The organism is Streptomyces sp. NPDC051776 (assembly GCF_040681345.1).
Lineage (GTDB): Bacteria > Actinomycetota > Actinomycetes > Streptomycetales > Streptomycetaceae > Streptomyces.
The window spans coordinates 75,149-101,401 of the sequence record NZ_JBFAYQ010000006.1 but is presented as its reverse complement, the minus strand read 5'-3'; the positions used below and the strand labels follow the sequence as shown (position 1 = coordinate 101,401).

Below are 26,253 nucleotides of genomic sequence, written 5' to 3'. Positions count from 1 at the left end.
TGAAGTACCGCTTGGCCGGGGTGTGGTGGCCGCCGGTCCGGGGCGCCCGCCCGTAGGTGAAGTACCGCCTGCCCGGGGTGTGGTGGCCCCCGGTCCGGGGCGGCCGCCCGCGGCGTGAAGACCGCTTCCCCACGGCATGGGTGGCCCCCGTGCCCGCGGCGTGAAGACCGCTTCCCCACGGCATGGGCGGCCCCCGTGCCCGCGCTGTGAAGGCCGCCTGCCTGCAGCGTGGGGGGCTCCCTTCACCCGCGGCCCGCCTGCCGCGGGTGAAGAGAGCCCCGCCTGCCGCGGGGTGAAGGGAAGCCCCGCCTGCCGCGGGGCAGGGGAAGCACGCACCGCGGATCCGCCCGCCGTCGCGGCCACGCGAGCAGCCTGCCGCGTACGGCGTGCCCGTTCCCGTGCCCGCCGTACGCCGCCGCCCGGGGCAGCCGGGCGGAACAGCAGCCCCTCGGACGACGACCTGCGTACCGCAGTACGGCAGCCCGATGCGCATCGCGGGATGGCGCAGAGAGGCGGCCGCCGCAGCCGCGCCTCGTCGCCCCGGCCTGCGACCCCGTACGGTGTACGGGCCGGGCCTCCGGCCCGCACACCGCCGACCCGGGGAGGGGAACCCATGGCCGCCGCAGCTGCCACCGCCCGCGACCAGCTCGCCGACGCCCTGCTCTACCTCTGCACCGACGCGCGCAAGAGCCAGGGCGACCTGCCCGAGTTCCTGGACGCGGTCCTGGCCTGCGGGGTGGACATCGTGCAGCTCCGCGACAAGGGCATGGAGGCCGCGGAGGAGCTGGAGCATCTCGAGGTCTTCGCGGACGCCTGCCGCCGCCACGGCACGCTGCTCGCGGTCAACGACCGGGCCGATGTGGCTCACGCGACCCGGTCCGCCGTACTGCATCTGGGCCAGGGCGACCTGCCCGTGCCCGCCGCTCGCGCGATCCTCGGCGACTCGGTGGTCATCGGGCGCTCCACGCATGCTGAGGCCGAGGTCGACGCGGCGGTCTCCGAGCCCGGCGTGGACTACTTCTGCACCGGGCCGTGCTGGCCGACCCCCACCAAGCCCGGACGCCACGCCCCCGGGCTGCCGCTGGTGCGGTACGCGGCGTCGCTGGGGTCCGTACGGCCCTGGTTCGCGATCGGGGGGATCGACGCGTCCAATCTGGACCAGGTGCTCGACGCCGGGGCGCGACGGGTCGTCGTCGTCCGGGCGATCACGGCCGCGGACGACCCGGCGGCGGCCGCCGCGGATCTGGCGAAGCGGTTGCGCGAGCGCGGAGCGTAACGCGGGGAGGGCAGGGCGTCACCGCGGGCCCAAGCGCGGTGCGTAACCGGACGGGCTGTCCGAGTGGTGGACAGGACCCGGGCCAACCGGGCATATCGTCGGCTTTTGTTGGGGCTGTGCCCGGCCGCTGGTTAACCTGCCCCTATGGCCCTTGGCACTGCGTCCACCAGGATGGACCGCGCGCGTACCGTCCGTGACCTGCTTGCCTCAGGCAAGCGGTCCTTTTCGTTCGAGTTCGCCGCCCCGAAGACGGAGAAGGGGGAGCGGACCCTCTGGAACGCCATCCGCCGCATCGAGGCGGTCTCCCCCACCTTCGTCTCCGTGACGTACGGGGCGGGCGGCTCGTCGCGTGACGGCACCGTACGGGCCACCGAGCGCATCGCGACCGACACCACCCTCACCCCCGTCGCCCACCTCACCGCCGTCGACCACTCCCTCGCCGAGCTGCGCAATGTCATCGGCCGCTACGCCGACGCCGGGATCCGGAACATGCTCGCCCTGCGCGGGGACCCGCCGGGTGATCCGATGGGCGAATGGGTGGCTCACCCTCAGGGGGTCCGTTACGCCGCCGATCTCGTCCGGCTCATCAAGGAGTCGGGCGACTTCTGTGTCGGGGTCGCCGCCTTCCCCGAGATGCACCCGCGCTCCACGGACTGGGACACCGATATCCGCCACTTCGTGGACAAATGCCGCGCAGGGGCGGACTTCGCGATCACCCAGATGTTCTTCTACGCCGACGACTACCTCCGGCTGCGGGACCGCGTGGACGCCGCGGGCTGCACCACGCCGATCATCCCGGAGATCATGCCGGTGACCAACGTCCGGCAGATCGAGCGATTCGCCCAGCTCAGCAACGCCACCTTCCCTCCCGAGCTGGCGGAACGGATTCTCTCGGTCAAGGACGATCCGACGGCTGTACGCTCGGTGGGGATCGAGTACGCGACGGAGCTGTGCGCCCGGCTGATGTCCGAGGACATCCCGGGATTGCATTTCATTACGCTCAACCACTCCACAGCGACTCTGGAAATCTACGAGAATCTGGGACTGTCCCAGCAGTCCTGACGGCTAGGCCGGAAAGCGGCGGAAGAGGGGCGGACATGGGCTGGACGGTCCTCTACATCGCATTTGGCGTCGTCGCGCTGTGGTTGCTCGGCGAGGTTCTTCTGCAGTACAAGGCGCGGCTGCGGTGGCGCCTGCTCGCTTTCGTCGGCTTTCTGGGCGTCGTCATCGGCGTGCTGATGCCGTCCGTCGTCGTCATCGGGCTGGGTGCGGCCGCCTTCGCGGTCGGGCAGACCTACGTCACGCTCTCCTTCCGCCGCGGCTTCGCCGCCGGCTGGGCGCTCCGCAACGGCATCGTCGAGAACCGGCGCCGCAAGGACGAGGAGGAGGAACTCGCCGAGTACGCCGACCCGACGCTCGAGGTCTCCGGCCTCGAAGCGCCCGGGGACGAGCAGTACCCGGAGTACCGGGACTACCCGGACTACCGGCAGGAGGCCGCGCAGGAGACCGGCGCCGTCTACCAGCCGCAGCCGATGCCGGACGACACCGGTCAGTACGGCGTCTACAGCGACGCGGCGTACGACGGGCTGGGCGCAGGAGGCCAGGACAACCGCGGCTCGTACGCGACCGCCTCCGCCTACGCGACCACGCCCGCGTACGGGGACTACGGCCGGCAGCAGGACCCCCTGGGCGATCCGGGCGGCTACACGGCCGCGGCCCAGTACGACTACGAGACGGGGCAGTACCAGCCGTACGCCGACCCGTACCAGGCCACCGACACAGGCGCTCAGAACTACGACCCGTACACCTCCTACGGCGGGCAGGGCTACGACTACAGCCAGTACGCATCGGGGGACCCGTACGGCGTCAACTCCCAAGGCCCGTACGGCGATACCCCGGCCGGCGAGGTATGGGCGCCGCAGGGCGGGGGCGAACAGCAGCAGCCCGGCGAACTGCCCGACGAGCAGGCGTATCCGTACCAGCAGGGCTACGGGACCTACGGCGACCAGTACCGGTACTGACCGGGGCGCGCACCGGCACCGTCGCCACAGCTGCGGTCTCGCTCCGGAGCCGTGTGGGCCGCACTCACCGAGAGTCGGCCGCCGCGTTCACCGAGAGCCGTGCGGCGCGCTCACCGAGAGCCGTGCGCCGCACTCACCGCGGCACGGGTCAGCCGTTGACGGCGGCACGGGTCGCCCGATGATCGCGGCACGGGTCGCCCGCTGCCGGCTTCCACGGTGAGCGGGTCACTGCGAGCCCCGCCAGTCGTCCCCCTCGACGATGAGCCCGGCCACCAGAGCCCCGGACATCCCGGCGTGCGCGAGCCCACCGCCCGGGTGGTACCAGCCGCCGACCGTATAGAGCCCCGGCATCCGTGTGCGATTGGCCGCTCGGAGCTGCTCCCCGCGGGCCCCGGCCAGCGCGGGCCCCGGTACGGCCCCGCCCGCCACTCCCGTCTCCTCGGCGGTGTCCGCGGGCGTACGGATCTCGTGCCAGAGGAGCCGCTCGCGCAGATCCGGTATTGCCGCTTCCGCCACCGAGATCACACGCTGCGCGAAGTCCTCGGCGACGCCGTCCGCCGACCAGTCGAGCGAGTCCGGTGCCTCCTCGGCATGGCCGGGCACGGTCACCGTCAGGGTGACCGCCTCGTGCCGGTCGTCGGGGCGCTGTGTGGGGTCGTCGGGGCGCAGCACCGTGACCGTCGGCCGTTCGCACGGGACACGATGCTCCGCCGGGCCACCGCCGGTGCCGAAGACCGCCGCCAACTCCGTGTCCCGGTCGGCCGCGTGGACCACGGTGCGATGAGCCGTCCCCTCGGGCCGGGCGCCCCGGAGGGCGAGCAGAACTGTGAAGCGGGCGCGGGGACGGCGCAGCCTGGGCAGGACATCGCTCGGCCGGTACAAGCGCGTGTAGGCGACGGGGGAGTCGCCCACCATGACCGCGAGCACCCAGGGATCGACACCGGCGACGACCAGGTCGGCGTCCACTTCGGTGCCGTCCACCAGCAGCAGGCCGGAGGCCCGCCCGTCCTTCTCGGTGATCACGTCGACCTCGGCGCCGAAGGTGAACTCCACCTTCCGGGCCAGGCAGCGCTCGTGGACGGAGTGCGCGAGCGCCCGCATGCCGCCGCGGACGTACCAGCTCCCGAAGGTCTGCTCGACGTACGGCAGGACCACCGCGCTTGCCGGGGCATCGCGCGGATCGATCCCGTAGGCCAGGGCATGGCTCGCCAGCAGCGCGCCCAGCCGCGGGTCCTCGAGTTCGCGGTCGGCGACCTCGGCGAGCGTACGGGCGCCGCGGCGCAGCAGTCCGCGGCGAACGGCGGGGTACGGGTCCCGGGCGAGGGCACTCCAGTCCTCCCGCAGCGGCTCCTCGAGCAGCGGGCGGCGGGTGGCGTCCCAGACGTCCCGCGCACGGTTGACCAGGTCGCTCCAGCGTTCGCCCGCACCGGCACCGAGGGCGGCGTCGAGGGCGGTGATGACGCCCGCGCGCGAGGCGTTCGGCAGTGAGACGTCGGTGCCGTCGGCGAAGACGTGCCGGCTCGCAGGGTCGACCTGCGAGAGCTGCACACAGCTCTCCAGGGGCTCCTTGCCGGTCTTGACGAACAAGTCGCGGTACACGGCGGGCAGATGGAGAAGGCCGGGTCCGGTGTCGAAGCCGAAGCCCTCGCGCTCGAAGCGGCGGACGCCGCCGCCGTAGGTCTCCCCCCGCTCGTACACCGCCACCGTGTGGCCCGCCACGGCCAGCCTGGCCGCGGCCGCCATCGCGCCCATGCCGGCGCCGATCACCGCAATCCGTGCCATGGGACGAGACCCTACCGAGCCTCCGAGCGTGCGCGTGAGGACGGGAGCGGAGGGACTGAGTAGGGGTACCTATCCGTCGGGTTGAGTAGGCGCGCGGATGGGCGCCCACCTGCGCGAACGGAAGAGTGGAGACCACGGAAGGGGCGCGGCGCCGGCACTGCCGGCACGGGGCGGCGGAACGGCGCGGCTCCCCGGACCGTGGGGGAATGGCGGGCGTGATGCCCGGGGCCACGGGGGGCCCGGGAGGAACGCCCGCGATTCGGGGGGATCACGGGGAACGGGGGATCACGGGGGAAGCGCCGCCCTGTCACGGCTCGGGGGGATCGAGCCGCGCCGGGCGGCGCTGTGGTCCGTGCGTAGGGGGTGTCCGGATCGGTGGCCCGGCCGTACAGGACGGGACCACCGGCCTCACACCCGCCCGGATCCGCCGCTGACCCGGCCCTGGAGGAGCCGCGAGAGCGCCGCGTGCACATCGTCGAGCGACCGCTCCGGCTGGAACGCCTGCCAGTCAAGCGCAGCCACCAGCACCATGCCCACCAGTGCCGCGGCCGTCAGCGGTACGTCGATCTCGTCGTTGAGCTCCCCGCTCTCGACGGCCTCGCGCAGCACGTTCTCCACCACCGCGACCGCCTGCTGACGTACCACCATCAGCGTCGACTGCCAGGCGCGGTTGGTACGCCACAACTCGGCCACGTAGAGCTGAGTGAAGGCCGGGTAGCGGTCGATGAAGACGAGACCGGCGCGGATCATCGAATCCAGTGCGTCGATCCGGCTGCCGCCGCCCTTGACCACCTCGTCGGCGGCCCGTTGCAGCGAGTCGGTGAGCAGCCCCACCCCGTGTCGCAGCAACTCCTCGAAGAGCTCGGTCTTGCTGGCGAAGTTGTAGTAGACAGTGCCCTTCGCGACCCCCGCGCGGTCGGCGATCTCGTCCACCGTGGTGGCTGAGAAGCCCTTCTCGGCGATGAGGGTGACGGCCGCCTCGTAGAGCTTCGCGCGAGTCGCCCGGCGGCGTCGCGTGCTGCTGCTGTTCATGGCGTCGATTCTGCCCGGCGCGGGGGGCGTTCCGGTGGCGGACATCACAGACTCAGCTCCGGGTGCAGCCGGTCGAGCGTCCACACCTGCTTGCGCCGGGCCGACCACGCGGTGAGGGCGAGTGCCCCGAGTGTGTACGCGAGCAGCACCACGGTCCCGTGCCACACCGGCTCGAGACCGCCGCCGCTGATGAGGCGCCGCAGTCCCTCGACGACGTGCGTCATCGGGAGGAACGGGTGGATCGCGTTGAAGAAGCCCGGCGACGTCTGCACCGGGTACGTGCCGCCCGCGGAGGTGAGCTGGAGCATCAGCAGGGCCAGGACGAGGATCCGGCCCGCCGGCCCGAACCGCGCGTTGAGCCACTGCACGATGGCGGCGAAGCAGGCCGTCGTCAGCAGCAGGAAGCCGACCGTACCGGCCGAGCGCGCCATCTCCAGGCCGAGTCCCCAGTGCAGTACGGACATCAGCGCCGCCGTCTGCAGCGTGCCGAGTGCGGCGACCGGCAACCAGCCCGCCAGGGCGATCCGCCAGGAAGAGGAGCCGACGGCCAGCGCACGGCGGTTGAGCGGCTGGATGATCATGTAGGCGACCATCGCACCGACCCACAGGGACAGAGGGATGAAGTACGGGGCGAAGCCGGTGCCGTAGTTGGGCGCCTGGTGCATGGACTGCGAGGCGAGCTGAACGGGGTCGGACATCACGGCCGTACGGGCATCGCGGGCCTGTTTGTCGTAGTCGGGGATCTTCTTCGCGCCGTCGTGCAGACCGCCCGCCAGCTTGCCCGAGCCGTCCGCGAGCCTGAACATCCCGCCGTCGAGGGTGTCCGCGCCCCGCGACAGCCGGTTGATGCCGCTGTCGAGTTCGGTCGTGCCGTCCTGGGCGGAACCGAGTCCGGTGTGGAGCTGCCTGGCGCCCTTGGCGACGGCCTGGGCGCCCTTGTCGAGCGCGTTGACCTTCGCGACGGCCGAGTCGAGGTCCGTGCCCAGGGTGGGGGCGCGCTCGGCGAGGTCGAGAGCCATGCGGTTGAGGCGGTCGAGGTGGGCGCCCAGCTCGTCCAGGTTCTTGTGGTCCTGCACCAGGTCGTTGAAGTCCTCAGCCGCGTCCGCCGCCTTGTCCGCAGCATCGACGAGCTTCTTCTGGTCCGCGCAGTCGGCGAGCAGCTCGAGCTTGATCGTGCCCGTGCAGTTGTGCTCGTACCGCTCGGCCACCCGGTCGGATATCCGGCGGGTCTCCTCGGCAGCGGTGTCGGCCCGGGCCGGCAGCTTGCCGAGGTCCTCCTTGAGCATCCGGCTCGCCTCGGCCACGTGCCGGGCGCCGGTGGCGATTTCGTCACCGTGGTTCTTCAAAAACGGACCGGCCTTGTCCGCCGCGGCGTTGACCTTGCGGGCCAATTGGTGGGTTCCGTCGGCGACCTTCTGCGAACCGTCCTTGAGCTTGCGCGATCCGGTGTGCAGCTCGGTGACGCCGTTCTTGAGGTCGCGGCTGCCCTTCTTGGCGTCGGTCAGGCCGTTCGCGAGCTTGTCCGTGCCCTTCTTGGCCTTGCCGATTCCCCCGTCGAGCGTGTCGGCGCCGTTCGCGGCCTTCTGCGTCGCCCCGTGGATGTCGGAGAAGGAGATGAAGATCTTGTCGAGGAAGGTCCGCGCGGACTTCGCGGACGCCGCCGAGCGCACCTCGGAGAACACGCTCCGGGAGATCTGTCCGACGATGTAGTTGTTCGCGTCGTTCGTACGGACTTTGAGCGCCCCCGTCTCCGGGTGGTCGCCCGAACTCGACGCGATGCGCTTGCTGAAGTCGGACGGCACGGTGAGGGAGAGGTAGTACGTGCCCGACTCGACGCCCTTCCGCGCCTCGTCCGCGCTCACCTCGTGCCACTCGAAGGTCTTGCTGTCGCGCAGGCCCTCGACGATCTCGTCACCGGCGGTGACGTGGCTGCCCTGGGCTGTTGCGCCCCGGTCGGAGTTGACGAGGGCGACCGGGATCCGGTCCAGGCGGCCGTACGGGTCCCAGAACGACCACAGGTACAAGGCCCCGTAGAGCAGGGGCAGGAGCAGCAGCGCCACGAGCGCGGCGCGCGGGAGCCTGCCCCTGCCGAAGCGCTTGAGCTCAAGCGCGGCCAGTTTCGGCGAGCGCATCGGCTGCCCCTTCCTGTGTGTCGGTGTCGGCGGCTTTCCGGTCCGCCCCGGTTTCGGCGTCGGGCTGCCCGTCCGCGGACCTCGGTGCGTTGTCGGCGGGTTCGCCGCCCTCCGGCTTCGCGGTGGAGACGACCACCGCCCCGTCCGGTGCCTCGCTGCAGACGGCCAGGACCGTCGTCCCCCCCTCCGCCACGGCGCGGAGCATCGCCCACGCCTGGTCGCGCTCGTCGTCGGAGAGCTTCATGTCCGTGTCGTCGACGGCGAGCAGGCTGGGGCGCTCGATCAGCGCGAGTGCGACCGAGAGGCGCAGGGATTCCAGCCGTTCCAGGTCCCGTACGACCGTGCGGGGGCCCTTGGGTAGCGCGTCCAGGTCCAGCCCGGCCGCCTCGAGGGCGGCGTCGATCAGGCGCTGGGCGTCCGCCGCGCGCTCGCGCCGGGGGCGCAGGAGGGCATGCAGGGAACCGCTGAACCGCCGCTGCAGCAGGGCCCGTTCACGCATGTGCTCGGTGACGGTCAGGGCCGTGTCGAGCTCCGCGACCCCCGGTACGTGTCCGAGAGCGCTGATCCTGCGCACGGCGGCCATCTTTTGGGGCAGCCGCAACCCGCCGACCTCGGCGTGGCCCGCGGCGGGGCGCATGCGTCCGGTGAGCGCGAGCAGAAGGCTGGTGCGGCCCGAGCCCGACGGGCCCGTCACGGCGATGAGGGAGCCGGGCCCGGCGTTGAGGTCGATGTCATGGAACGCCCAGCCTCGTGGGCCTTTGACGCCGAACCTCACGGCCGTGACCGCCGCCCCGTGCGGGGTGCTGTCCACGGGTACCCCTCCTTTGAACTGACTGGTCAGTTCAAAAGTATGCCGCATGCTGTGCGAAGACCGCACATCGGGGTGGGTTTGAGAGCGGCCCGGTCGCGCCCGCCCGCTCAGGCGCCCGGTCAGGAACCTACCTCCCCGGCGGAGAACTGCAGGTCGGAGCCGATTGTCAGTGGTGTGCCCCACGATGTGGGCATACGGCCGAGAGCCGTCCGCGACGACAGGAGGTTCGTCATGGTCAGTTCGCCCGCCCGTCGCCAGGCCCCCGCTCCTGACGCAGGCGCCGCTACGCCACTCCTGGCGGGGTACCGTCGCCGCACGCCCCGGCCCGACTCCGTGCAGAGCGGCTCCCCGAGCGATGTCCATCCCGTCGTCCGACGGGACGCAGCACCGCCCGAAGCGCTCTCCCTGCTCGCTCAGGCTCATAAAGGCCTCGCCGACGCGGCCGAGTTGGAGCATCCGAACGAGCGGTATGCCACCGCGCACCTAGCCGCCCTCCGCATAGCCGCCGCGGTGCTGGCGGCCCGCGGCAGGCCCGAGCCTCCGCCGCGCCACGGTGGTGCCTCGAGGCGCCACCGGCGGCAGCCCATCCGCAGCGCGTGGGAGGTGCTGCCCGAGATCGCACCCGAACTGGCCGAGTGGAGCCGGTTGTTCGCGTCGGGCGCGAGCCGTCGTGCCCGCGCGGAGGCGGGCATAGAGGGCGCGGCGAGCCACCGTGACGCCGACGACCTGCTGCGGGACACGGGGATGTTCCTGCGCATCGTCGAGCGAATGCTCCTGCTGCGCCCGGTATTGCCCCCCTCGCGGACAGGGAGCTCGCCCGGTGCCGAGCGGGCACCGGGCAGCTCGGCCTGAGCAACCTGACGGCAATGGACTCCGGAGGTCATAGGGTGGGAACCATCCGCACCAGTTCGCTTCCCGCCGTCCGCGGCGGTCCCGCGCCGAGGAGCCACTCGCTGTGTCCGACCCGATGCGCCCCCGCGCCACCCTCCGCACCGCCGTGGTCTGGGAGGTGCTCCAGGAGGCCCTGGACCGCCGGGTGAAAGCCGCCGGCCGGGAGAGTCTGGACGTCCTCGACACCGGCGGGGGCACCGGCAACTTCGCGGTGCCCGCTGCCCGGCTCGGCCACCGCGTGACCGTCGTCGACCCGAGCCCCAACGCACTGTTCGCCCTGGAGCGGAGGGCCGCCGAGACCGGAGTCGCCGAGCGCGTGCGCGGCGTCCAGGGCGATACGCACGGCCTGTTCGACGTCGCGGAGCGCGGCGGTTACGACGTCGTCCTGTGCCACGGCGTCCTGGAGTACGTGGACGACCCCGCGGAGAGCGTGCGGAATGCTGTCGAGGCGCTCCGTCCGGCCGGGACACTGAGCCTGCTCGCCGCGGGGCTCGGCGGTGCCGCGCTGGCCCGCGCACTCGCGGGGCACTTCACCGAGGCGCGGCACGTGCTCACCGACCCCGAGGGTCGGTGGGGCGAAGGGGACCCCGTGCCGCGCCGGTTCACCCCGGAGCAGCTCACCGGCCTGGTCGCGGCGACCGGCCTCTCCATCGGAGCGGTGCACGGTGTCCGGGTCTTCGCCGACCTCGTGCCGGGTGTGCTGGTCGACACCGAACCGGGTGCCGCGGACGCCCTGCTCAAGCTCGAAGAAGCAGCCGCCGAACTCCCCGCCTTCCACGCGGTGGCCAGTCAGCTCCATGTGCTCGCCGAGCGGGACCTGGACTGAGCCCGTATCCTGTGGCGCCCGCTCCCGAGCAACTGCCGTCTCCGGTCGCCTGAGTGGCCGTCCGGTTCGCGCATGGCCGGTCCGGTTCGCGCGGTCGACGGGTCCGGCTTCGCGTACGGACCCCCGTCCCCGTGAGGCCGCGCCCGCGGTTCGATTGGGGGTGCTGTACCGCGGTCCCTCGCCCCCAACCGCCGTTGCGCCGGCCTGAACCGGGTTCGCCCGGGCCTGAACCTGGTTCACTGGCTGGGTGGGCCCGCAACGGCCCGTGCGGCGGTGGCCGGGCTGCCCGTTGTGTACTCCTCACGGAGGAGAACCGGACGCACGGACAGCGCTCTGATCGGCAAGGACCGGCGGATGCAGTAGGCCACACGCCACCCGATCAGACGCATTGCCCCGTATGATCGGGGAACACGGTCCGGCATGGCGGACGGGAGGCAGGGGAATGGACGACCCACCACCTGTGTTGCTGTGGCGGCCCGTCATGGCGAATTGGCGCAGAGGGGCGGGTTTCACGGGGGCGATTCCCTGCCTATCCTGAAAGGGTCGCACCCCGGTCGCCCCCCGCGACCGACGAGTAGGAGGACTCCGTGCCGCTCTCGGAGCACGAGCAGCGAATGCTCGAGCAGATGGAGCGAGCGCTGTACGCCGAAGATCCCAAGTTCGCGACAGCGCTTGAGGGAAGCGGGCTGCGCCAGTACACCCGGCGACGGGTCTACCAGGCGGTGGCCGGTTTTCTCGTGGGTATCGCGCTCCTCATGACCGGAATGGTCGCACAGCAGATCTGGATCAGCGTGGTGGGGTTCCTCGTCATGCTCGGGTGTGCCGTGCTCGCGGTGACGGGCTGGCGCAAATCGCCCAAGCCCGGTGAGCAGGGTCAGACGCAGACGGCGGGCGGCAACGGCCAGGGAGGCCACTTCCGCAGGAGTCAACCGCGGCAGCGCCGGTCGCTGATGAATCGCATCGAGGACCGGTGGCAGCGCCGCCGCGACGAACAAGGTCACTGACCTCGCCAGACGAACTTCCGTGAAGGGTGGCCGCCGATCCGGCGGCCACCCTTCATGCATGTGGGACCTGGGCGATAGGGCGCCACGTGCGGGGCCGCACACGTGGAAGGGCTCCGTGCGGGCCGCGCACATGATGTGGAGCCCACACGAAGGCCGCACGTGGGGATGCCCGGACACTGGATGTGGGGATGCCCGGACACCGGATGTGGCGCCCGGACGTGGAGCCCGCAGGTGGGGATGCCCGGACACTGGATGTGGCGCCCGGACGTGGAGCCCGCACGTGGGGATGCCCGAGGCCTGGACGTGGTGCCCGGACGTGGAGCCCGGATGTGGGGATGCCCGGACACTGGATGTGGCGCCCGGACGTGGAGCCCGCAGGTGGGGATGCCCGGACACTGGATGTGGCGCCCGCACTTGGCGCCCGGATGTGGGGATGCCCGGGCCTGGACGTGAGGGCTTGTACGACCGCGGGCCGTTCCGCCCCTTCGGCACGCGATGACCGTGCAGCGGTCTGCGCCATGCCCGTCGATGGCCGGCTGCCCATCGGTTGCCCATCGCCAATCGACGGCCGCGGGTGTCCGCCCGGTCGCCGGTCGATGGGTCGGTCGGTTGCCGGTTGCCAGTTGCCCATCGGTTGCCGGTTGCCCGGTTGCCGGCTTTCGGTCGTTCGACGTGGCGCTCCGCGGCGGGCCGCACCACTCCGTGCGCTCCCGGCGGCCCCGGCCCCGTCGAGCAGCGGCGCAGGTCCGCCCGGCGCGTCTCAGCTCCCCTGTCTGGTCGGCCGGACGCGGCGCAGGGTCCGGGCCCAGCGCTCCATGCCCCAGCGGGCGACGACCCCGGACCACCAGCGGGAAAATGCCCAGGCCACCCGTACGGCTGATCGCGGCGCGAGTCGCGCCCGCAATCGGGCACCCCGGCCCGCCGTCGCATGCAGTCCGGCCCTCACCCGTCGTACGTGGTCCGCGAGGTCCTCAGCCGGGCGGGGCTCCGGCGCGTACAGCACTTGCTCGACCGCGGCGGCCACGCGCCGCGCCGACGCCGCCGACGTGGCGTCCAGGTCGCCGCTGACCACGAGCCGGTCGACCGCCTGCCGGGGCGTCTGGGTGTCGTCCGGCAGGATGCCGTAGTCCCATCCCGAGTCGATCAGCTCGCGCCAGGCTGCCAGGGTCAGGTCGGCGGTGGCGCCCCGCGCGTCGTCGCCTCCCGGTCCCGCGGTCTCCAGGTGCACGATGGCGTCCCCGATGGTGGGTCCTCCGCCGCTGAGTCTCCGGCGTCGGGTCCGCACCCGCCACAGCAACGGCAGGACGGGCACGGCCAGGACCAGCAGACCCAGGGCCGTCCAGGACAGGATCCGCCCCCACGGGAGCCCCTCGTCCGTGGGGCCGCCGCCCGCCTGCCCGGGGGCGATGCCGCAGTCGCCCACGCGCCGCTCGTCCGGGCTGCAGGTCTGCGATGGGGACGGCTGGGCCGACGGCTCCGACGACGTCGACGGGACCGGCCGCTCAGGATCAGTGCCACCGCCCGACGGTGCCTCCTCGATCGCGTAGTCGGGTACCGTGCCGCGGGTCGGGGTCGGCTCGAAGCGCGTCCAGCCGACACCTTCGAAGTACAGCTCGGGCCACGCGTGAGCATCCTTCAGCCCGACCGACATCGTGCCGTCCGCACGTGCGGCGCCCGGGGTGAATCCGACCGCCACGCGCGCCGGGATGCCGAGGGTCCTCGCCATCGCTGCCATCGAGAAGGAGAAGTGGACGCAAAAGCCCTCCTTCTGCTTCAGGAAGCGTGCGATCGCCTGAGGTCCGCTGCCCGCCGTCACATCCGTGTCGTAGGTGAAGCCGCCGTCGGTGGAGAACCAGTCCTGGAGCTTGACGGCCTGCTCGTACGCGTTGGACGCGCCCGAAGTGACGTCCCGGGCGGTGGAGGCCACCACGCCCGGCAGCGCGTCGGGCACCTTGGTGTACTCCCGCTTCAGCTCGGCCGGTGGTGACCCCGCGCTCGCGAGCTGGCGGGCCGTCGGCGCCACCAGCAGGCTGGTGACCCGGTACTGGGCGTCGCGCGTCGTCTGTCCCCGGTCGCCGACCAGGGTCCGGCCCTCCGGCTCGAACCGCCACCGTCCGCCGATGTCCACCCGCGACGCCGGGTAGGGGAGCGGCAGCCAGTTCTGCCGGTACCAGCCGGCCGCCGCGACCGTCGTCTCGACCACGCTCGTCCGGACGACGGGGCTCAGGCCGGGCGGTGAGGGAAGCGTCGGCGGCACATCGGTGACCCGGCGCTCGGAGGGCTTCCAGGTCTTCCCGTCGAACTGGTCGAGCGCCACGATCCGCAAGTACAGGTCCTGCGTGCTCGGCGCGTTCGTCCGGTAGCTCAGAACCTCCCGGTTCTCCGGCTGGTTGAGGCTGTTCTGCAGCGACACCAGGGGGTTCACCGCGGAGATCGTGCCGCCGCCCGGCCCGACGCCGGAACCGCTCGTACGCGAGGCCAGCAGACCTCCGCTCAGCGACGGCAGCACGGCGGGCACCACCAGGGCGATGCCGAGCGCCACGGCACCGATGCGCCGTCCTGTGCGCGAGGGAGCGACCGCCGCGCCCCCGCTGTGCTCGAGTCCTGCTCCGAGGCGACTGGGGGCGCGTGCACCTCCGGTGAACACCCGCCCCCACTGCAAGAGCCTGTCCCGGGCCTCGGCGAGGAGCAGCAGCAGATAGCCGCAGGCGGCGATGAGGAACCACAGCCAGCCCGCGCCGTCCGGCGACAGCCCGGCGGCCACCGAGTAGAGCGCGAGCAGCGGAAGTCCTGCGGGCGCGGCGCTGCGATACGTCACGGCCAGCGCGTCGACGGCGAGGCCGATCAGCAGGACGCCGCCGACCAGCAGCAGCCGTATCCCGGAGGTGACCGGCGCAGGGATGGCGTACTGGCTGACGTCCTCGGCGCCTTCCGCCAGGAGCTGGCCGAATTCGCGGAACACCTCGGGGCCGGGCAGGATCCCGCCCAGCGCCTGCTCCCGGGCGAAGGCGATGGTCAGAAGGAGCAGGGTCACGAGCGCCTGCACCGCGATGGTCGTCGGCCGGGCGAGCGGCACCCTGCGGGTCAGCGCGCCCACCACGGCCACCATGCCCAGCAGGAACGCCGCCTGCAGAATCCACACGGCCGGTTCGACCAGCGGCAGCAGGGCGCACGCCGCCATCAGCGTGGCCACCGCCGCGCAGACCGTCAGCCGTCCCCGCCCGCTCATGCCCTGATCCCCGCCATCGGTCGTGCTCCGCCCCCGCGCGGTTCGTTCATCGCCCGCCCCCTGCCGGGCCACCCGGCCGCGCACCGACCCTCAGAGGGGCGCCGTCGAGCTCGCGCCACAGCCGCGGCAGGGTGTCGCCGGGGTGGACCGGTACCGCCGTCCAACCGGCCTCGCGGAGCTGCCCGAGCCGCTCCTCGTACGCCTCCTGGGCGCCGTTGCCCCCGTCTCGCAACCCCCCGTCCCACGTCCCTCCGACCCGGGACCAGGCCGGTCCGTCGAGGATGAAGGCCACGGCCGAGCCGGTGCGCTGGCGCATCCGGGACACCACCGCGGTCTCCTCCTCGTCGAGGCCGCCCAGGAAGGCGACGAGGAGCCCTTCCCGCCCGCTCCTCAGTACGTCGTAGGCCGGGGAAAGCCCCGATTCCTCGGAGTGGTCGACCACGGCGAGGGTGTCCAGCAGGAGCCCGGCCACGTCCGAGGAGTCCCCGCCGAAGCCTCCGGCGTCCGGACCGGGGACGGAATTGCCGGTGTCGGTGAGCAGCCGTACGGAGAATCCGCGCTCCAGGAGGTGGACCCCCACGGAGGCCGCACCGGCCACCGCCCATTCGAAGGCCGAGTCCGGTCCTGCGCCCCGATGGGCGCACCGGCGCGTGTCCAGGAGCACCGTGCAGCCCGTGCGCTGAGGCTGTTCCTCGCGGCGCACCATCAGCTCGCCGTACCGGGCGGTGGACCGCCAGTGGATGCGGCGCAGGTCGTCCCCATGACGGTAGCCACGGGGGATCACGTCGTCGTCCCCGGCCAGTGCCAGCGAGCGCTGCCGGCCGTCGCCGTACCCCGATGCCTCGCCGGAGAGCCTGATCGCGGGCAGCGGCTCGGTGCGCGGGACCACGGTCAGCGTGTCGTGCGAACTGAACGCCCGGTTCAGCTCGCACATCCCGAACGGGTCCGTGAGCCGGAGCTGCAGCGGCCCCAGCGGATAGCGGCCGCGCAGATCGGACCGGACCCGGTAGGACACCTCACGCCGCCCGCCCGGCTCCACCCGGTCCAGTACGAAGCGGGGCCTGGGCCCCAGCACATAGGGCACCCGGTCCTGCAGCATCAGCAGCCCGGTCGGCAGCCGCGAGACATTGTCGACGCGCAGGTGCACCCGCGACTCGGCCGCGGCCGGTACGCGCGCGGGTGACAGCCGCCTGCTGCCGGACACCAGATACCGGGTGCGGAGCAGCACGGCCACGCACACCAGCGGCAGCGCGGCCAGCAGCAGCCCGACCCGCAGCAGATCGGACTGTCCCAGGACGTAGGCGCACACGGCCGCGGCGATCCCCGCCGCCAGGAAGGAGCGGCCGCGGGTCGTCAGCCCGGCGAGCGCGGAGCGGAGGGCGCCGCGCTCCCCCTCGGGAGGCGGTTCCGCCGGCGGTGCCCCGGACATCACAGTCCCCGAACGCCGGGCCGGTAGTCGGGAGACGCGTGGGTGTGCGACTGGCGCCACTGCTGCGCCGCGGGGTCCGGCACCGCGGTCTGCTGAAGGATCTCGGTGACGACCTGCTCGGAGGTACGGCGGTTGAGCTGCGCCTGCGCGGTGGGCAGCAGCCGGTGTGCGAGCACGGCGACCGCGAGTGCCTGCACGTCGTCGGGCAGCGCGTACTCACGGCCGCTCAGGGCGGCCGCGGCCTTCGCCGCACGCACCAGGTGGAGCGTGGCCCGCGGCGAGGCGCCGAGCCGCAGCTCGGGGTGGTGGCGGGTGGCCGTGACCAGGTCGACGGCGTAGCGCCGCACGGAGTCGGCGACATGGACCGTGCGCACGGCGTCGACCAGCTTCACGATCTCGTCCGCGTGCGCCACCGGCTGCAGATCGTCCAGCGGGGAGGCGCCGCCGTGCACGTCGAGCATCTCCAGCTCGGCCTCCGGACTGGGGTAGCCGATCGACACCCGGGCCATGAAGCGGTCCCGCTGCGCCTCCGGCAGGGGGTACGTGCCTTCCATCTCGACCGGGTTCTGCGTGGCAACGACCATGAAGGGGCTGGGCAGTTCGTAGGTCTGCCCGTCAACGGTGACCTGCCGCTCCTCCATCGACTCCAGCAGCGCCGACTGGGTCTTCGGCGAGGCGCGGTTGATCTCGTCGCCGATGACGATCTGCGAGAAGATCGCCCCCGGCTTGAACTCGAAGTCCTGCCGCTGCTGGTCGAAGACGCTGACCCCCGTGATGTCCGACGGCAGGAGGTCGGGCGTGAACTGGATCCGCCGCACCGAGCAGTCGATGGACCGCGCGAGGGCCTTGGCGAGCATGGTCTTGCCCACGCCGGGAACATCCTCGATGAGCAGATGTCCCTCGGCGAGCAGCACGGTCAGCGAGAGCCGTACGATCTCCGGCTTGCCCTCGATCACGTTCTCCACCGACCTGCGGACCCGGTCCGCTGTGGTGGTCAGATCCGTGAGGCTCGCTCGATCGTCATAGGTCGTCACCCGGCCCTCCTCGGCCCGTTCTGCGAGCCGGTGCCCTCACGGACTCCGGCCCTCCCCGAAACGTGCGCAGCGCATCCCGGGTGCCCGGGATGCGATGTCACACCACGCATTCTTGCCGCCGATGCGGCTTTACGTCACTCGGGTGTGGATAACCGGGATCGGTATGTCGCGACCGACCGGCTATGCACCGTTCATGACAGGGGTTCCACCTCGCGCAGCAGGCCGGTGTGGACGTCGAAGACGAAGCCCCGCACGTCATCGGTGTGCAGCAGGAACGGTGAGGTCCGCACCCGCTGCATCGACTGCCGGACGTCCTGGTCCACGTCGCGGAAGGACTCCACGGCCCACGCGGGCCGCTGTCCGACCTCCAGTTCCAGCTCGTGCCGGAAGTCCTCGGTGAGGCTCTCCAGACCGCAGCCTGTGTGGTGGATGAGTATGACGCTGCGGGTGCCGAGCGCCCGCTGGCTGATCGTGAGAGAGCGGATCGTGTCGTCGGTCACGACCCCGCCCGCGTTGCGGATGGTGTGGCAGTCGCCGAGTTGGAGGCCCAACGCGGCGTGGAGGTCGATCCGGGCGTCCATACAGGCCACCACGGCCACCTCGAGGACCGGTCGGGCGTCCATACCCGGATCGGTGAACTCTGCGGCGTACTTCCGGTTGGCCTCGACGAGACGGTCGGTGACGGTGCCCCCGTGGCGGACGGTGCTTGCAGTGCCTGCGGAACGGTGTGCGGATGTCGACATGCGTAAACGGTAAGTCGTCACCCCGCTCGGGGCTCCCCGTGAGGTCGGGCAAAGGGGGTCAACATTTGCCCTTGTGAGGTAACCCACAGGACCGATTCAGCGTCCTCCGGATGGGTGAAGAACCGGTTCTGCGGCGCGCAGGCCGAGTTGGTTGACCGAGGGGACGAGTGGACTAAAGTGACGCGAAGTGGGAGGCGTGACGCTCCCCTCGGAACCGAATCCCCAGGCGTGCGCGGTGCGTACGTACGGCTCGGCCTCCTCCCGCTCCCCGGTCGGCTGACGTCACTTCCCCGGCGCCAGCAGACCACTTCCCCTTCAGAGCGGGCGGGGACCCGGTTGGTACGTGCGCTCCGGCGCGCCGGACCTGAGAGGGGCGCATGAGCGAGACCCGGCATGTCCCGGTGATGCTCCAGCGATGCCTGGACCTGTTGGAGCCGGCTCTCGCCACGGCACCGGGCGGGGCTGCTCCCGCCGAAGGGAGGGGGCCGGTCGTCGTCGACTGCACCCTCGGTCTCGGCGGTCACAGCGAAGCGCTGCTGTCCGCCTTCCCCGCCGCCCGTCTCATCGGCCTCGACAGGGACCCGGACGCGCTGAAACTCGCCGCGGAACGCCTCGCGCCGTTCGGTGACCGCGCGACTCTCGTCCACGCCGTCTACGACGAGTTGCCCGACGTCCTCGACCGCCTCGGCGTCCCGCGCGTCCAGGGCGTCCTGTTCGACCTCGGCGTCTCCTCGATGCAACTCGACGAGGCGGAGCGCGGTTTCGCGTACGCCCAGGACGCCCCGCTCGACATGCGGATGGACCAGACGTCCGGCATCAGCGCGGCCGAAGTCCTCAACACCTACCCGCCGGGTGAACTCGTCCGTGTCCTGCGGGTCTACGGCGAGGAGAAGTTCGCCAAGAAGATCGTGGAGGCGGTCGTACGGGAGCGGCAGCGCGAGCCGTTCCGCACCAGCGCCCGGCTCGTCGAGCTGATCCGCGAGGCCCTGCCGCAGGCCGCCAAGCGCACCGGGGGCAACCCGGCCAAGCGCACCTTCCAGGCGCTGCGCATCGAGGTCAACGGCGAACTCGCCGTTCTGGAGCGGGCGGTGCCCGCCGCGGTCGCCTCGCTCGCCGTCGGCGGCCGGATCGCCGTCCTCTCGTACCACTCGCTCGAGGACCGCATGGTCAAGCAGATTTTCGCGGAGGGCGCGGCGAGCACCGCACCGCCCGGGCTGCCCGTCGTGCCCGAGCAGTACCAGCCCCGTCTGAAGCTGCTCACCCGCGGCGCCGAACTGCCGCCGGAGGAGGAGATCGCCGAGAACCGGCGCGCCGCCCCCGCCCGCCTCCGCGGCGCCGAGCGCATCCGCGAGGACGTGGCGTGAAGCGTGCCGTCCGCGGCAGGGCCGCACGCCTCGCGCGGCTCGTGCCGGCCCGGTCGGGGCCGGCTCCCCGGATGCCGTTCGTGCTCCTCGTCGTACTGCTCCTCGGCAGCGGGCTGATCACGCTCCTGCTGCTCAACTCCTCCCTGAATCAGGGCTCGTTCAGGCTGAGCAAGCTGAAGAGGGAGACCACCGAGCTGACGGACCGGCAGCAGGCGCTTCAGGAGGAGGTCGACGGCTACTCGGCGCCGGACGCCCTGGAGGAGCGGGCGCGCGAACTCGGGCTCGTGCCGGGCGGCAGCCCGGTGTTCCTGCTCCCCGACGGCACGGTACGCGGTTCACCGTCCGCCGCGCCCGGCCAGTACGTCCCGAGGGCCACGCCGTGACCGGGGCCCTCGCCTCTTCCCGGAAGGCCACCGCATGACCCCGCCGCAGGAGCCGCCGCGCCGTCGTGTGCCCGGTCCCGCGAGCCCGCGCGGAGCGGCGCGCGGCCCGGGCCGGCGCCCTGTGCGCGCGCCCCAGCAGATCCGGCTCGCCTCGCACCGTCCCCGCCTCCGGCTGGTCAGCCTCGGCCTGACCCTGGTGCTGCTGACCTTCGTCGTACGTCTGCTGCAGGTGCAGGCCGTGGACGCCGGCGCGTATGCGGCCAAGGGCGACGTCAACCGCTACGTCACCCACACCCTCGCAGCCGAGCGCGGCTCCATCACCGACCGCACCGGCGTCGCCCTGGCCACCACCGTGGACGCGTACGACATCACCGCGGACCCGCTGCTCTTCACGCCGGAGCAGAGCAAGGTGCGGGACGCTCCGAAGCAGGCGGCCGCCCTCCTCGCGCCGATCCTGGACAAGGACGAGAAGGAACTCGCGGAGAAGCTCGCCAGGCCCGAGACGCGGTACACGGTGCTGGCCCGCCGCCAGTCCCCGCAGATCTGGAAGCAGATCAGCGACCTCAAGCGCGCCTTCGAGGAGAAGAAGAGCGCCGGGACGGGCCACAACGTCCTCGCGGGGGTCTTCCAGGAACCCCACAGCAAGCGGGTCTACCCGAACAAGGACCTCGCCGCGGGCGTGCTCGGCTTCGTCAACTCCGAGGGGCGGGGCGGCGGAGGGCTCGAGGGCCAGTACGACCGCAAGCTCGCGGGGACGAACGGAAAGATCACCTACGCCCAGTCCGGCGGCCGTCAGGTACCCACCGTCGGCACCCAGGAGCAGCCGGCCGTCCCGGGCTCCGACGTCGAACTGACCCTCGACCGGGACATCCAGTGGGCCGCGCAGAAGGCGATCAGCCGGCAGGTCCAGGAGTCCGCGGCCGACCGTGGCTACGTCATCGTCCAGGACACACGCACCGGCGAGATCCTGGCCATGGCGAACGCCCCGGGCTTTGATCCCAACGACCTCTCCGCCGCGGGCGGCCGCTCCCTGGGCAACGCCGCGCTCCAGGACGCGTACGAGCCCGGGAGCACCAGCAAGGTCATGTCCATGGCCGCGGTGCTCGAGGAAGCCGTGGCCTCCTCCGGCACCCATGTGGTCGTCCCCAACCGGCTGCACCGCGCCGACCGGCTCTTCGCCGACGACATCGACCACCCCACCTGGCAGCTCACGCTCAACGGCGTCCTCGCCAAGTCGAGCAACATCGGCACGATCCTCGCGGTCGAGCAGCTCGGCAAGACGCGGAAGGAGACGAACCGGGTGCTCGACTCGTATCTGCGGAAGTTCGGGATCGGGCGGGAGTCCGGCCTCGGCTTCCCCGGCGAGACGCCCGGCATCCTGGCCAGGCCGGGGGACTGGAGCGCCTCGCAGCAGTACACGATCCCGTTCGGCCAGGGCCTTTCCGTCAACGCCGTCCAGGCGGCCTCGGTGTATTCGACGATCGCCAACGGCGGGAAGCGGATCGCGCCGACGCTCGTCCGCGGTACGCGCGGCCCCGACGGACGCTTCACCCCTGCCGCCGCACCCGAGACGACCCGTGTGGTCAGCAAGGACACGGCGACGTCCGTCACGCACATGCTGGAGTCGGTCGTGGACGACGAGGAGGGGACGGGCACCAGGGCCCGGATCCCCGGCTACCGCGTCGCGGGAAAGACCGGCACCTCCAACCGGGTGGACCCGGACACCGGCCGTTACCGTGGTTACACCGCCTCCTTCGCGGGCTTCGCGCCCGCCGACAAGCCGCGGATCACCGTCTACTGCGCCGTGCAGAACCCGACCAGGGGCGCCTACTACGGCGGCCAGGTCTGCGGCCCCGTCTTCAAGCGCGTCATGGAGTTCGCGCTGAAGTCCCTGCAGGTCGCCCCGACCGGCGAGAAGCCCGCGCGGCTCCCGGTCACCTTCTAGCGAGGGGGAGCCGTGAAGATCACGCCCGATTCCGGAAACCAGGACTCGGCCCGTACCTTGTTTCGCGACAGCACGGCCGCGCCGGGTACGCTCACCGCCGTGCCACATGCTGATCAGTCCCACACCGTCCCGCAGGACGTCACCACGACCTATCCGGGCCCGCCCCGCCCCGAGCAGGTTCGCCCGACACCGCTCGCGGCCCTGGCGGATCAGCTCGGCATCACCGCCCCTCCATCACCGGCCGGTACTCCTGGCGCGGACGCCGCCGGCCCCCGCCTCATCGCCGAGCCGGGCGTCGACGCCAAGGTCACGGGCATCACCCACGACTCAAGGGCCGTACGCCCCGGTGACATCTACGCCGCGCTGCCCGGTGCCCGCTTCCACGGTGCGGACTTCGCGGCCCAGGCCGTCGACCTCGGCGCCGCCGCGATTCTGACCGACCCCGTGGGCGCCGACCGCGCTGCCGCCACCGGCCTGCCCGTCCTCGTCGTGGACCACCCGCGGGGCCGGATGGGCGGGCTGGCCGCCGCGATCTACGGCGATCCCGGCCGAGACCTGCTGCAGATCGGTATCACCGGCACCTCGGGCAAGACCACCACCGCGTATCTCATCGAGGGCGGTCTGCGGGCCGCGGAGCAGCGGCGCGAAGCTGCGGCCGGAGGATCGGGCACGCCCGCGCTCACCGGCCTCATCGGCACCGTCGAGTCGCGGATCGGCGACAAGCGGCTCAAGAGCGAACGCACCACCCCCGAGGCCACGGACCTGCAGGCGCTCTTCGCGGTGATGCGCGAGCGCGGCGTCCACTCGGTGGCCATGGAGGTCTCCAGCCACGCGCTGGTGCTCGGCCGGGTCGACGGCACGGTCTTCGACGTCGCCGTCTTCAACAACCTCTCGCCGGAGCACCTCGACTTCCACCCGGACATGGAGGACTACTTCGCGGCCAAGGCCCAGCTCTTCACGCAGGCCCGCAGCCGCGTCGGTGTCGTCAACCTGGATGACGAGTACGGCAAGCGGCTCGCCGAGGAGTCCGCAGTCCCCGTCACCACCTTCTCCGCCGAGGGACACCCCGACGCCGACTGGCGTGCCGACGACGTCGAGGTCGGCCCGCTCGGCTCGACCTTCACCGCGCTCGGCCCCAGCGGCGAGACGGTACGGGCCGCCGCACCGCTCCCCGGCCCGTTCAACGTCGCCAACGCGCTCGCCGCCATCACCGCCCTCGTCGTCGCCGGCGTCGAGCCGCAGACCGCCGCAGACGGCGTCGCGGCCGTCCCCGGCGTCCCCGGGCGGCTGGAGCGCGTGGACGCGGGCCAGGACTACCTCGCCGTCGTCGACTACGCCCACAAGCCCGACGCCGTCGAGTCCGTCCTGCGCGCCCTGCGCAAGGTCACCGAGGGCAAGCTGCACGCCGTACTCGGCTGCGGCGGCGACCGCGACCCGCACAAGCGCGGCCCGATGGGTGGCGCGCTGGCCCGGCTCGCCGACACCGCCATCCTGACCTCCGACAACCCGCGCTCCGAGGATCCGCTCGCGATCCTCGCCGCCATGCTCTCCGGCGCCGCCGAGGTGCCGGTCCACGAGCGCGGCACCGTTCTCATCGAGGAGGACCGGGCCGCCGCCATCGCCGCCGCGGTCGCACGCGCCGAGCCCGGCGACACCGTGCTCGTCGCCGGCAAGGGGCACGAGCAGGGGCAGGACATCGCCGGTGTGGTGCGTCCCTTCGACGACCGTCAGGTGCTGCGCGAGGCCATCGAGTCAGTCCGACACCCGAAACCCCAGGGATGACACACAACGCCATGCGCGCACCGAACAACAGCCGGAAACCTCCCAGCCGCGACGGAGGTGACCGGTGATCGCCCTCTCACTCGCCGAGATCGCCCATGTGGTCTCCGGGCGGCCGCACGACATACCGGACCCCGACCGCCAGGTCACAGGGTCCGTCGTCATCGACTCCCGTGAGGTACGGCCCGGCAGCCTCTTCGCCGCCCTCCCCGGTGAGCGGGTCGACGGGCACGACTACGCGCAGCGCGCCGTCGAGGCGGGAGCCGTCGCCGTACTGGCCGCCCGCCCCGTCGGCGTGCCCGCGATCGTCGTGGCCGACGTCGTCGCCGCCCTCGGGGCCCTCGCCCGCCATGTCGTGGAACGCCTCGGTGCCACGGTCGTCGCCCTCACCGGCTCGTCCGGCAAGACCAGCACCAAGGACCTGATCGCCCAGCTCCTGGAGCGGATCGGGCCCACCGTCTACACGCTCGGCAACTTCAACAACGAGATCGGCCTGCCGGTCACCGCCCTGCGCGCCGAGGCCGGCACCCGGCACCTCGTCCTGGAGATGGGCGCCCGCGGGATCGGTCACATCCGCTATCTCGCCGAACTCACCCCGCCCCGGATCGGCCTCGTCCTCAATGTCGGCACCGCGCACATCGGGGAGTTCGGTGGCCGTGAGCAGATCGCCCTGGCCAAGGGGGAGTTGGTCGAAGGACTGCCCGCGGAGGACGAAGGCGGTGTCGCCCTGCTCAACGCCGACGACCCCCTCGTACGCGCCATGGCCTCCCGCACCAAGGCCCGTACGGTGCTCTTCGGCGAGGCGGAGGATGCCGACGTCCGCGCCGAGGACGTCCGCCTCACCGCCAACGGGCTGCCCACGTTCACGCTTCGCACACCGGCCGGGTGCAGCGCTGTGACCATGCGCCTGTACGGTGAGCACCACGTGTCGAACGCGCTCGCCGCGGCCGCCGTCGCCCATGAGTTGGGCATGCCCGTCGACGAGATCGCCCAGGCGCTCTCCGAGGCGGGACAGCTCTCCCGCTGGCGTATGGAGGTCACCGAGCGCTCGGACGGCGTGACGGTCGTCAATGACGCCTACAACGCGAACCCCGACTCCATGCGAGCCGCCCTGCGAGCGCTCGTCGCCATGGGAGCAGCCTCCCGGGAGAAAGGGGGCCGCACGTGGGCGGTCCTCGGCCCTATGGCCGAGCTCGGCGACGATTCGCTGGCCGAGCACGACGCTGTCGGACGGCTGGCCGTCCGGCTCAACGTCAGCAGGCTCGTGGCGGTAGGGGGCCAGGAGGCCGCCTGGCTCGACATGGGCGCCAAGAACGAGGGTTCGTGGGGTGAGGAGTCGGTGCACGTGTCCGACGCGGAGGCGGCGATCGACCTGTTGCGCACTGAGCTGCGCCCGGGGGACGCCGTGCTGGTGAAGGCATCCAGGTCGGCCGGCCTGGAACGGATCGCACAGGCCCTGCTGGAGGGCGCCGGCGAGGGCGAGGTCGCCGGTCGATGAGGCAGATCCTCTTCTCCGGAGTCATCGGGCTCTTCCTCACCCTGGTCGGTACTCCGCTGCTGATCCGCCTGCTGGCCCGCAAGGGATACGGGCAGTACATCCGTGACGACGGTCCGCGCGACCACCACAGCAAGCGCGGCACCCCGACCATGGGTGGTATCGCCTTCATCCTGGCCACGCTCATCGCGTACGTCCTGACGAAGGTGATCACCTCCAGCGAGCCGACCTTCTCGGGTGTGCTCGTGCTCTTCCTCATGACCGGCATGGGCCTGGTCGGCTTCCTCGACGACTACATCAAGATCGTCAAGCAGCGGAGCCTCGGTCTGCGCGCCAAGGCGAAGATGGCCGGCCAGCTCATCGTCGGTATCGCGTTCGCGATCCTCTCGCTCAACTTCGCGGACTCGCGCGGCCAGACGCCGGCCATCGACAAGCTGTCCTTCACGCAGGACTTCGGCTGGTCGCTGGGCCCGGTCGTCTTCACGATGTGGGCGCTGTTCATGATCCTCGCGATGTCGAACGGCGTGAACCTCACCGACGGTCTCGACGGCCTGGCCACCGGAGCCTCCGTGATGGTCTTCGGCGCGTACACCTTCATCGGCGTCTGGAAGTACCAGGAGTCCTGCGCCAACGCCGCCACCCTCACCAACCCCGGTGCCTGCTTCGAGGTCCGTGACCCGCTCGACCTCGCCGTCGTCGCCTCCGCCCTCATGGGCGCCTGCTTCGGCTTCCTGTGGTGGAACACCTCGCCCGCCAAGATCTTCATGGGCGACACCGGATCGCTCGCCCTCGGCGGCGCGCTCGCGGGCCTGGCGATCTGCTCCCGTACGGAGTTGCTGCTCGCCCTCCTCGGCGGCCTGTTCGTCCTCATCACCATGTCCGTGGTGATCCAGGTCGGCTCCTTCCGCCTGACCGGAAAACGGGTCTTCCGAATGGCGCCGCTGCAACACCACTTCGAGCTCAAGGGCTGGACCGAAGTGCTCGTGGTGGTCAGATTCTGGATCATTCAAGGTATGTGCGTGATCGTGGGTCTGGGGCTCTTCTACGCGGGCTGGGCGGCCGACAAGTGATCGAACG

General features: G+C 71.8%; 19 protein-coding genes and 1 pseudogene. 12 read left to right on the top strand and 8 right to left on the bottom strand.

The features are described from left to right. Positions 1–613 precede the first annotated feature (613 nt). The 3 genes from thiE (at position 614) to AB0M26_RS07650 (ending at position 3,297) form a co-directional block, all read left to right on the top strand. A complete protein-coding gene (gene thiE, locus AB0M26_RS07660; protein WP_365256115.1) occupies positions 614–1,276 on the top strand; it encodes a thiamine phosphate synthase in 663 nt (220 codons plus the stop codon). A gap of 144 nt (positions 1,277–1,420) precedes the next feature. Continuing rightward, complete coding sequence (gene metF, locus AB0M26_RS07655) at positions 1,421–2,338, top strand: methylenetetrahydrofolate reductase [NAD(P)H] (protein WP_365256112.1); 918 nt, start codon at positions 1,421–1,423, stop codon at positions 2,336–2,338. 35 nt (positions 2,339–2,373) lie between these two features. Then, complete coding sequence (locus tag AB0M26_RS07650; RefSeq protein WP_365256110.1) at positions 2,374–3,297, top strand: hypothetical protein; 924 nt, start codon at positions 2,374–2,376, stop codon at positions 3,295–3,297. A gap of 225 nt (positions 3,298–3,522) precedes the next feature. Here AB0M26_RS07650 and AB0M26_RS07645 read toward each other — a convergent pair whose 3' ends face one another. The 4 genes from AB0M26_RS07645 to AB0M26_RS07630 all read right to left on the bottom strand — a co-directional run bounded on the left by AB0M26_RS07645 (position 3,523) and on the right by AB0M26_RS07630 (position 9,054). Then, positions 3,523–5,079 (bottom strand): NAD(P)/FAD-dependent oxidoreductase, encoded by a 1,557-nt coding sequence (locus tag AB0M26_RS07645; protein ID WP_365256107.1) that lies wholly within the window; start codon positions 5,077–5,079, stop codon positions 3,523–3,525. A 408-nt stretch (positions 5,080–5,487) separates the two neighbouring features. After that, positions 5,488–6,111 carry a helix-turn-helix domain-containing protein gene (locus AB0M26_RS07640; RefSeq protein ID WP_365256104.1) on the bottom strand — a complete coding sequence of 208 codons (624 nt, stop codon included), beginning with the start codon at positions 6,109–6,111 and terminating at the stop codon, positions 5,488–5,490. 44 nt (positions 6,112–6,155) lie between these two features. Further along, entirely contained in the window at positions 6,156–8,243 is a 2,088-nt protein-coding gene (locus tag AB0M26_RS07635; protein ID WP_365256101.1) for a YhgE/Pip domain-containing protein, read from the bottom strand. Further along, positions 8,215–9,054 (bottom strand): ATP-binding cassette domain-containing protein, encoded by an 840-nt coding sequence (locus AB0M26_RS07630; RefSeq protein WP_365256098.1) that lies wholly within the window; start codon positions 9,052–9,054, stop codon positions 8,215–8,217. Before AB0M26_RS07630 ends, AB0M26_RS07635 begins: the two co-directional genes overlap by 29 nt. A gap of 231 nt (positions 9,055–9,285) precedes the next feature. Between AB0M26_RS07630 and AB0M26_RS07625 the strand changes: the two genes are divergently transcribed. The 3 genes from AB0M26_RS07625 (at position 9,286) to AB0M26_RS07615 (ending at position 11,775) form a co-directional block, all read left to right on the top strand. Then, positions 9,286–9,906: an SAV_6107 family HEPN domain-containing protein gene (locus AB0M26_RS07625; RefSeq protein WP_365256095.1), complete on the top strand. Its 621-nt coding sequence runs from the start codon at positions 9,286–9,288 to the stop codon at positions 9,904–9,906. Positions 9,907–10,009: 103 nt separating this feature from the next. Beyond that, on the top strand, positions 10,010–10,771 hold the full coding sequence (locus tag AB0M26_RS07620; RefSeq protein ID WP_365256093.1) for a methyltransferase: 762 nt from the start codon (positions 10,010–10,012) through the stop codon (positions 10,769–10,771). A gap of 587 nt (positions 10,772–11,358) precedes the next feature. Then, the gene (locus AB0M26_RS07615) at positions 11,359–11,775 is read left to right on the top strand and encodes a DUF3040 domain-containing protein (protein WP_365256090.1); all 417 of its coding nucleotides are present in this window, start codon (positions 11,359–11,361) and stop codon (positions 11,773–11,775) included. A gap of 760 nt (positions 11,776–12,535) precedes the next feature. Here AB0M26_RS07615 and AB0M26_RS07610 read toward each other — a convergent pair. The 4 genes from AB0M26_RS07610 to AB0M26_RS07595 form a co-directional block, all read right to left on the bottom strand. Further along, on the bottom strand, positions 12,536–15,004 hold the full coding sequence (locus AB0M26_RS07610; protein WP_365256087.1) for a DUF3488 and transglutaminase-like domain-containing protein: 2,469 nt from the start codon (positions 15,002–15,004) through the stop codon (positions 12,536–12,538). Between the two features lie 46 nt (positions 15,005–15,050). Further along, complete coding sequence (locus AB0M26_RS07605; RefSeq protein WP_365256084.1) at positions 15,051–16,433, bottom strand: DUF58 domain-containing protein; 1,383 nt, start codon at positions 16,431–16,433, stop codon at positions 15,051–15,053. After that, positions 16,433–17,467, bottom strand: a complete 1,035-nt coding sequence (locus tag AB0M26_RS07600) for a MoxR family ATPase (RefSeq protein ID WP_365256082.1) — start codon at positions 17,465–17,467, stop codon at positions 16,433–16,435. Before AB0M26_RS07600 ends, AB0M26_RS07605 begins: the two co-directional genes overlap by 1 nt. A 191-nt stretch (positions 17,468–17,658) precedes the next feature. Further along, positions 17,659–18,210: a carbonic anhydrase gene (locus tag AB0M26_RS07595; protein WP_365256079.1), complete on the bottom strand. Its 552-nt coding sequence runs from the start codon at positions 18,208–18,210 to the stop codon at positions 17,659–17,661. 377 nt (positions 18,211–18,587) lie between these two features. Here AB0M26_RS07595 and rsmH point away from each other — a divergent pair, with 377 nt between their 5' ends. The 6 genes and pseudogenes from rsmH (at position 18,588) to mraY (ending at position 26,246) form a co-directional block, all read left to right on the top strand. After that, positions 18,588–19,574, top strand: coding sequence for a 16S rRNA (cytosine(1402)-N(4))-methyltransferase RsmH (gene rsmH, locus AB0M26_RS07590; RefSeq protein ID WP_365256077.1), 987 nt, complete (start codon positions 18,588–18,590; stop codon positions 19,572–19,574). Further along, positions 19,571–19,918, top strand: a pseudogene (locus tag AB0M26_RS07585) (septum formation initiator family protein); the annotation flags it as partial. The gene rsmH and the pseudogene AB0M26_RS07585, both read left to right, overlap by 4 nt. A gap of 73 nt (positions 19,919–19,991) precedes the next feature. Then, on the top strand, positions 19,992–21,902 hold the full coding sequence (locus tag AB0M26_RS07580; RefSeq protein WP_365256074.1) for a penicillin-binding protein 2: 1,911 nt from the start codon (positions 19,992–19,994) through the stop codon (positions 21,900–21,902). A 99-nt stretch (positions 21,903–22,001) separates the two neighbouring features. Continuing rightward, on the top strand, positions 22,002–23,684 hold the full coding sequence (locus AB0M26_RS07575; protein WP_365256071.1) for a UDP-N-acetylmuramoyl-L-alanyl-D-glutamate--2,6-diaminopimelate ligase: 1,683 nt from the start codon (positions 22,002–22,004) through the stop codon (positions 23,682–23,684). Positions 23,685–23,748: 64 nt separating this feature from the next. Beyond that, a complete protein-coding gene (murF, locus tag AB0M26_RS07570; protein WP_365256068.1) occupies positions 23,749–25,179 on the top strand; it encodes a UDP-N-acetylmuramoyl-tripeptide--D-alanyl-D-alanine ligase in 1,431 nt (476 codons plus the stop codon). Next, a complete protein-coding gene (gene mraY / locus AB0M26_RS07565; protein ID WP_365256065.1) occupies positions 25,176–26,246 on the top strand; it encodes a phospho-N-acetylmuramoyl-pentapeptide-transferase in 1,071 nt (356 codons plus the stop codon). Before murF ends, mraY begins: the two co-directional genes overlap by 4 nt. The last annotated feature ends 7 nt before the right edge of the window (positions 26,247–26,253 follow it).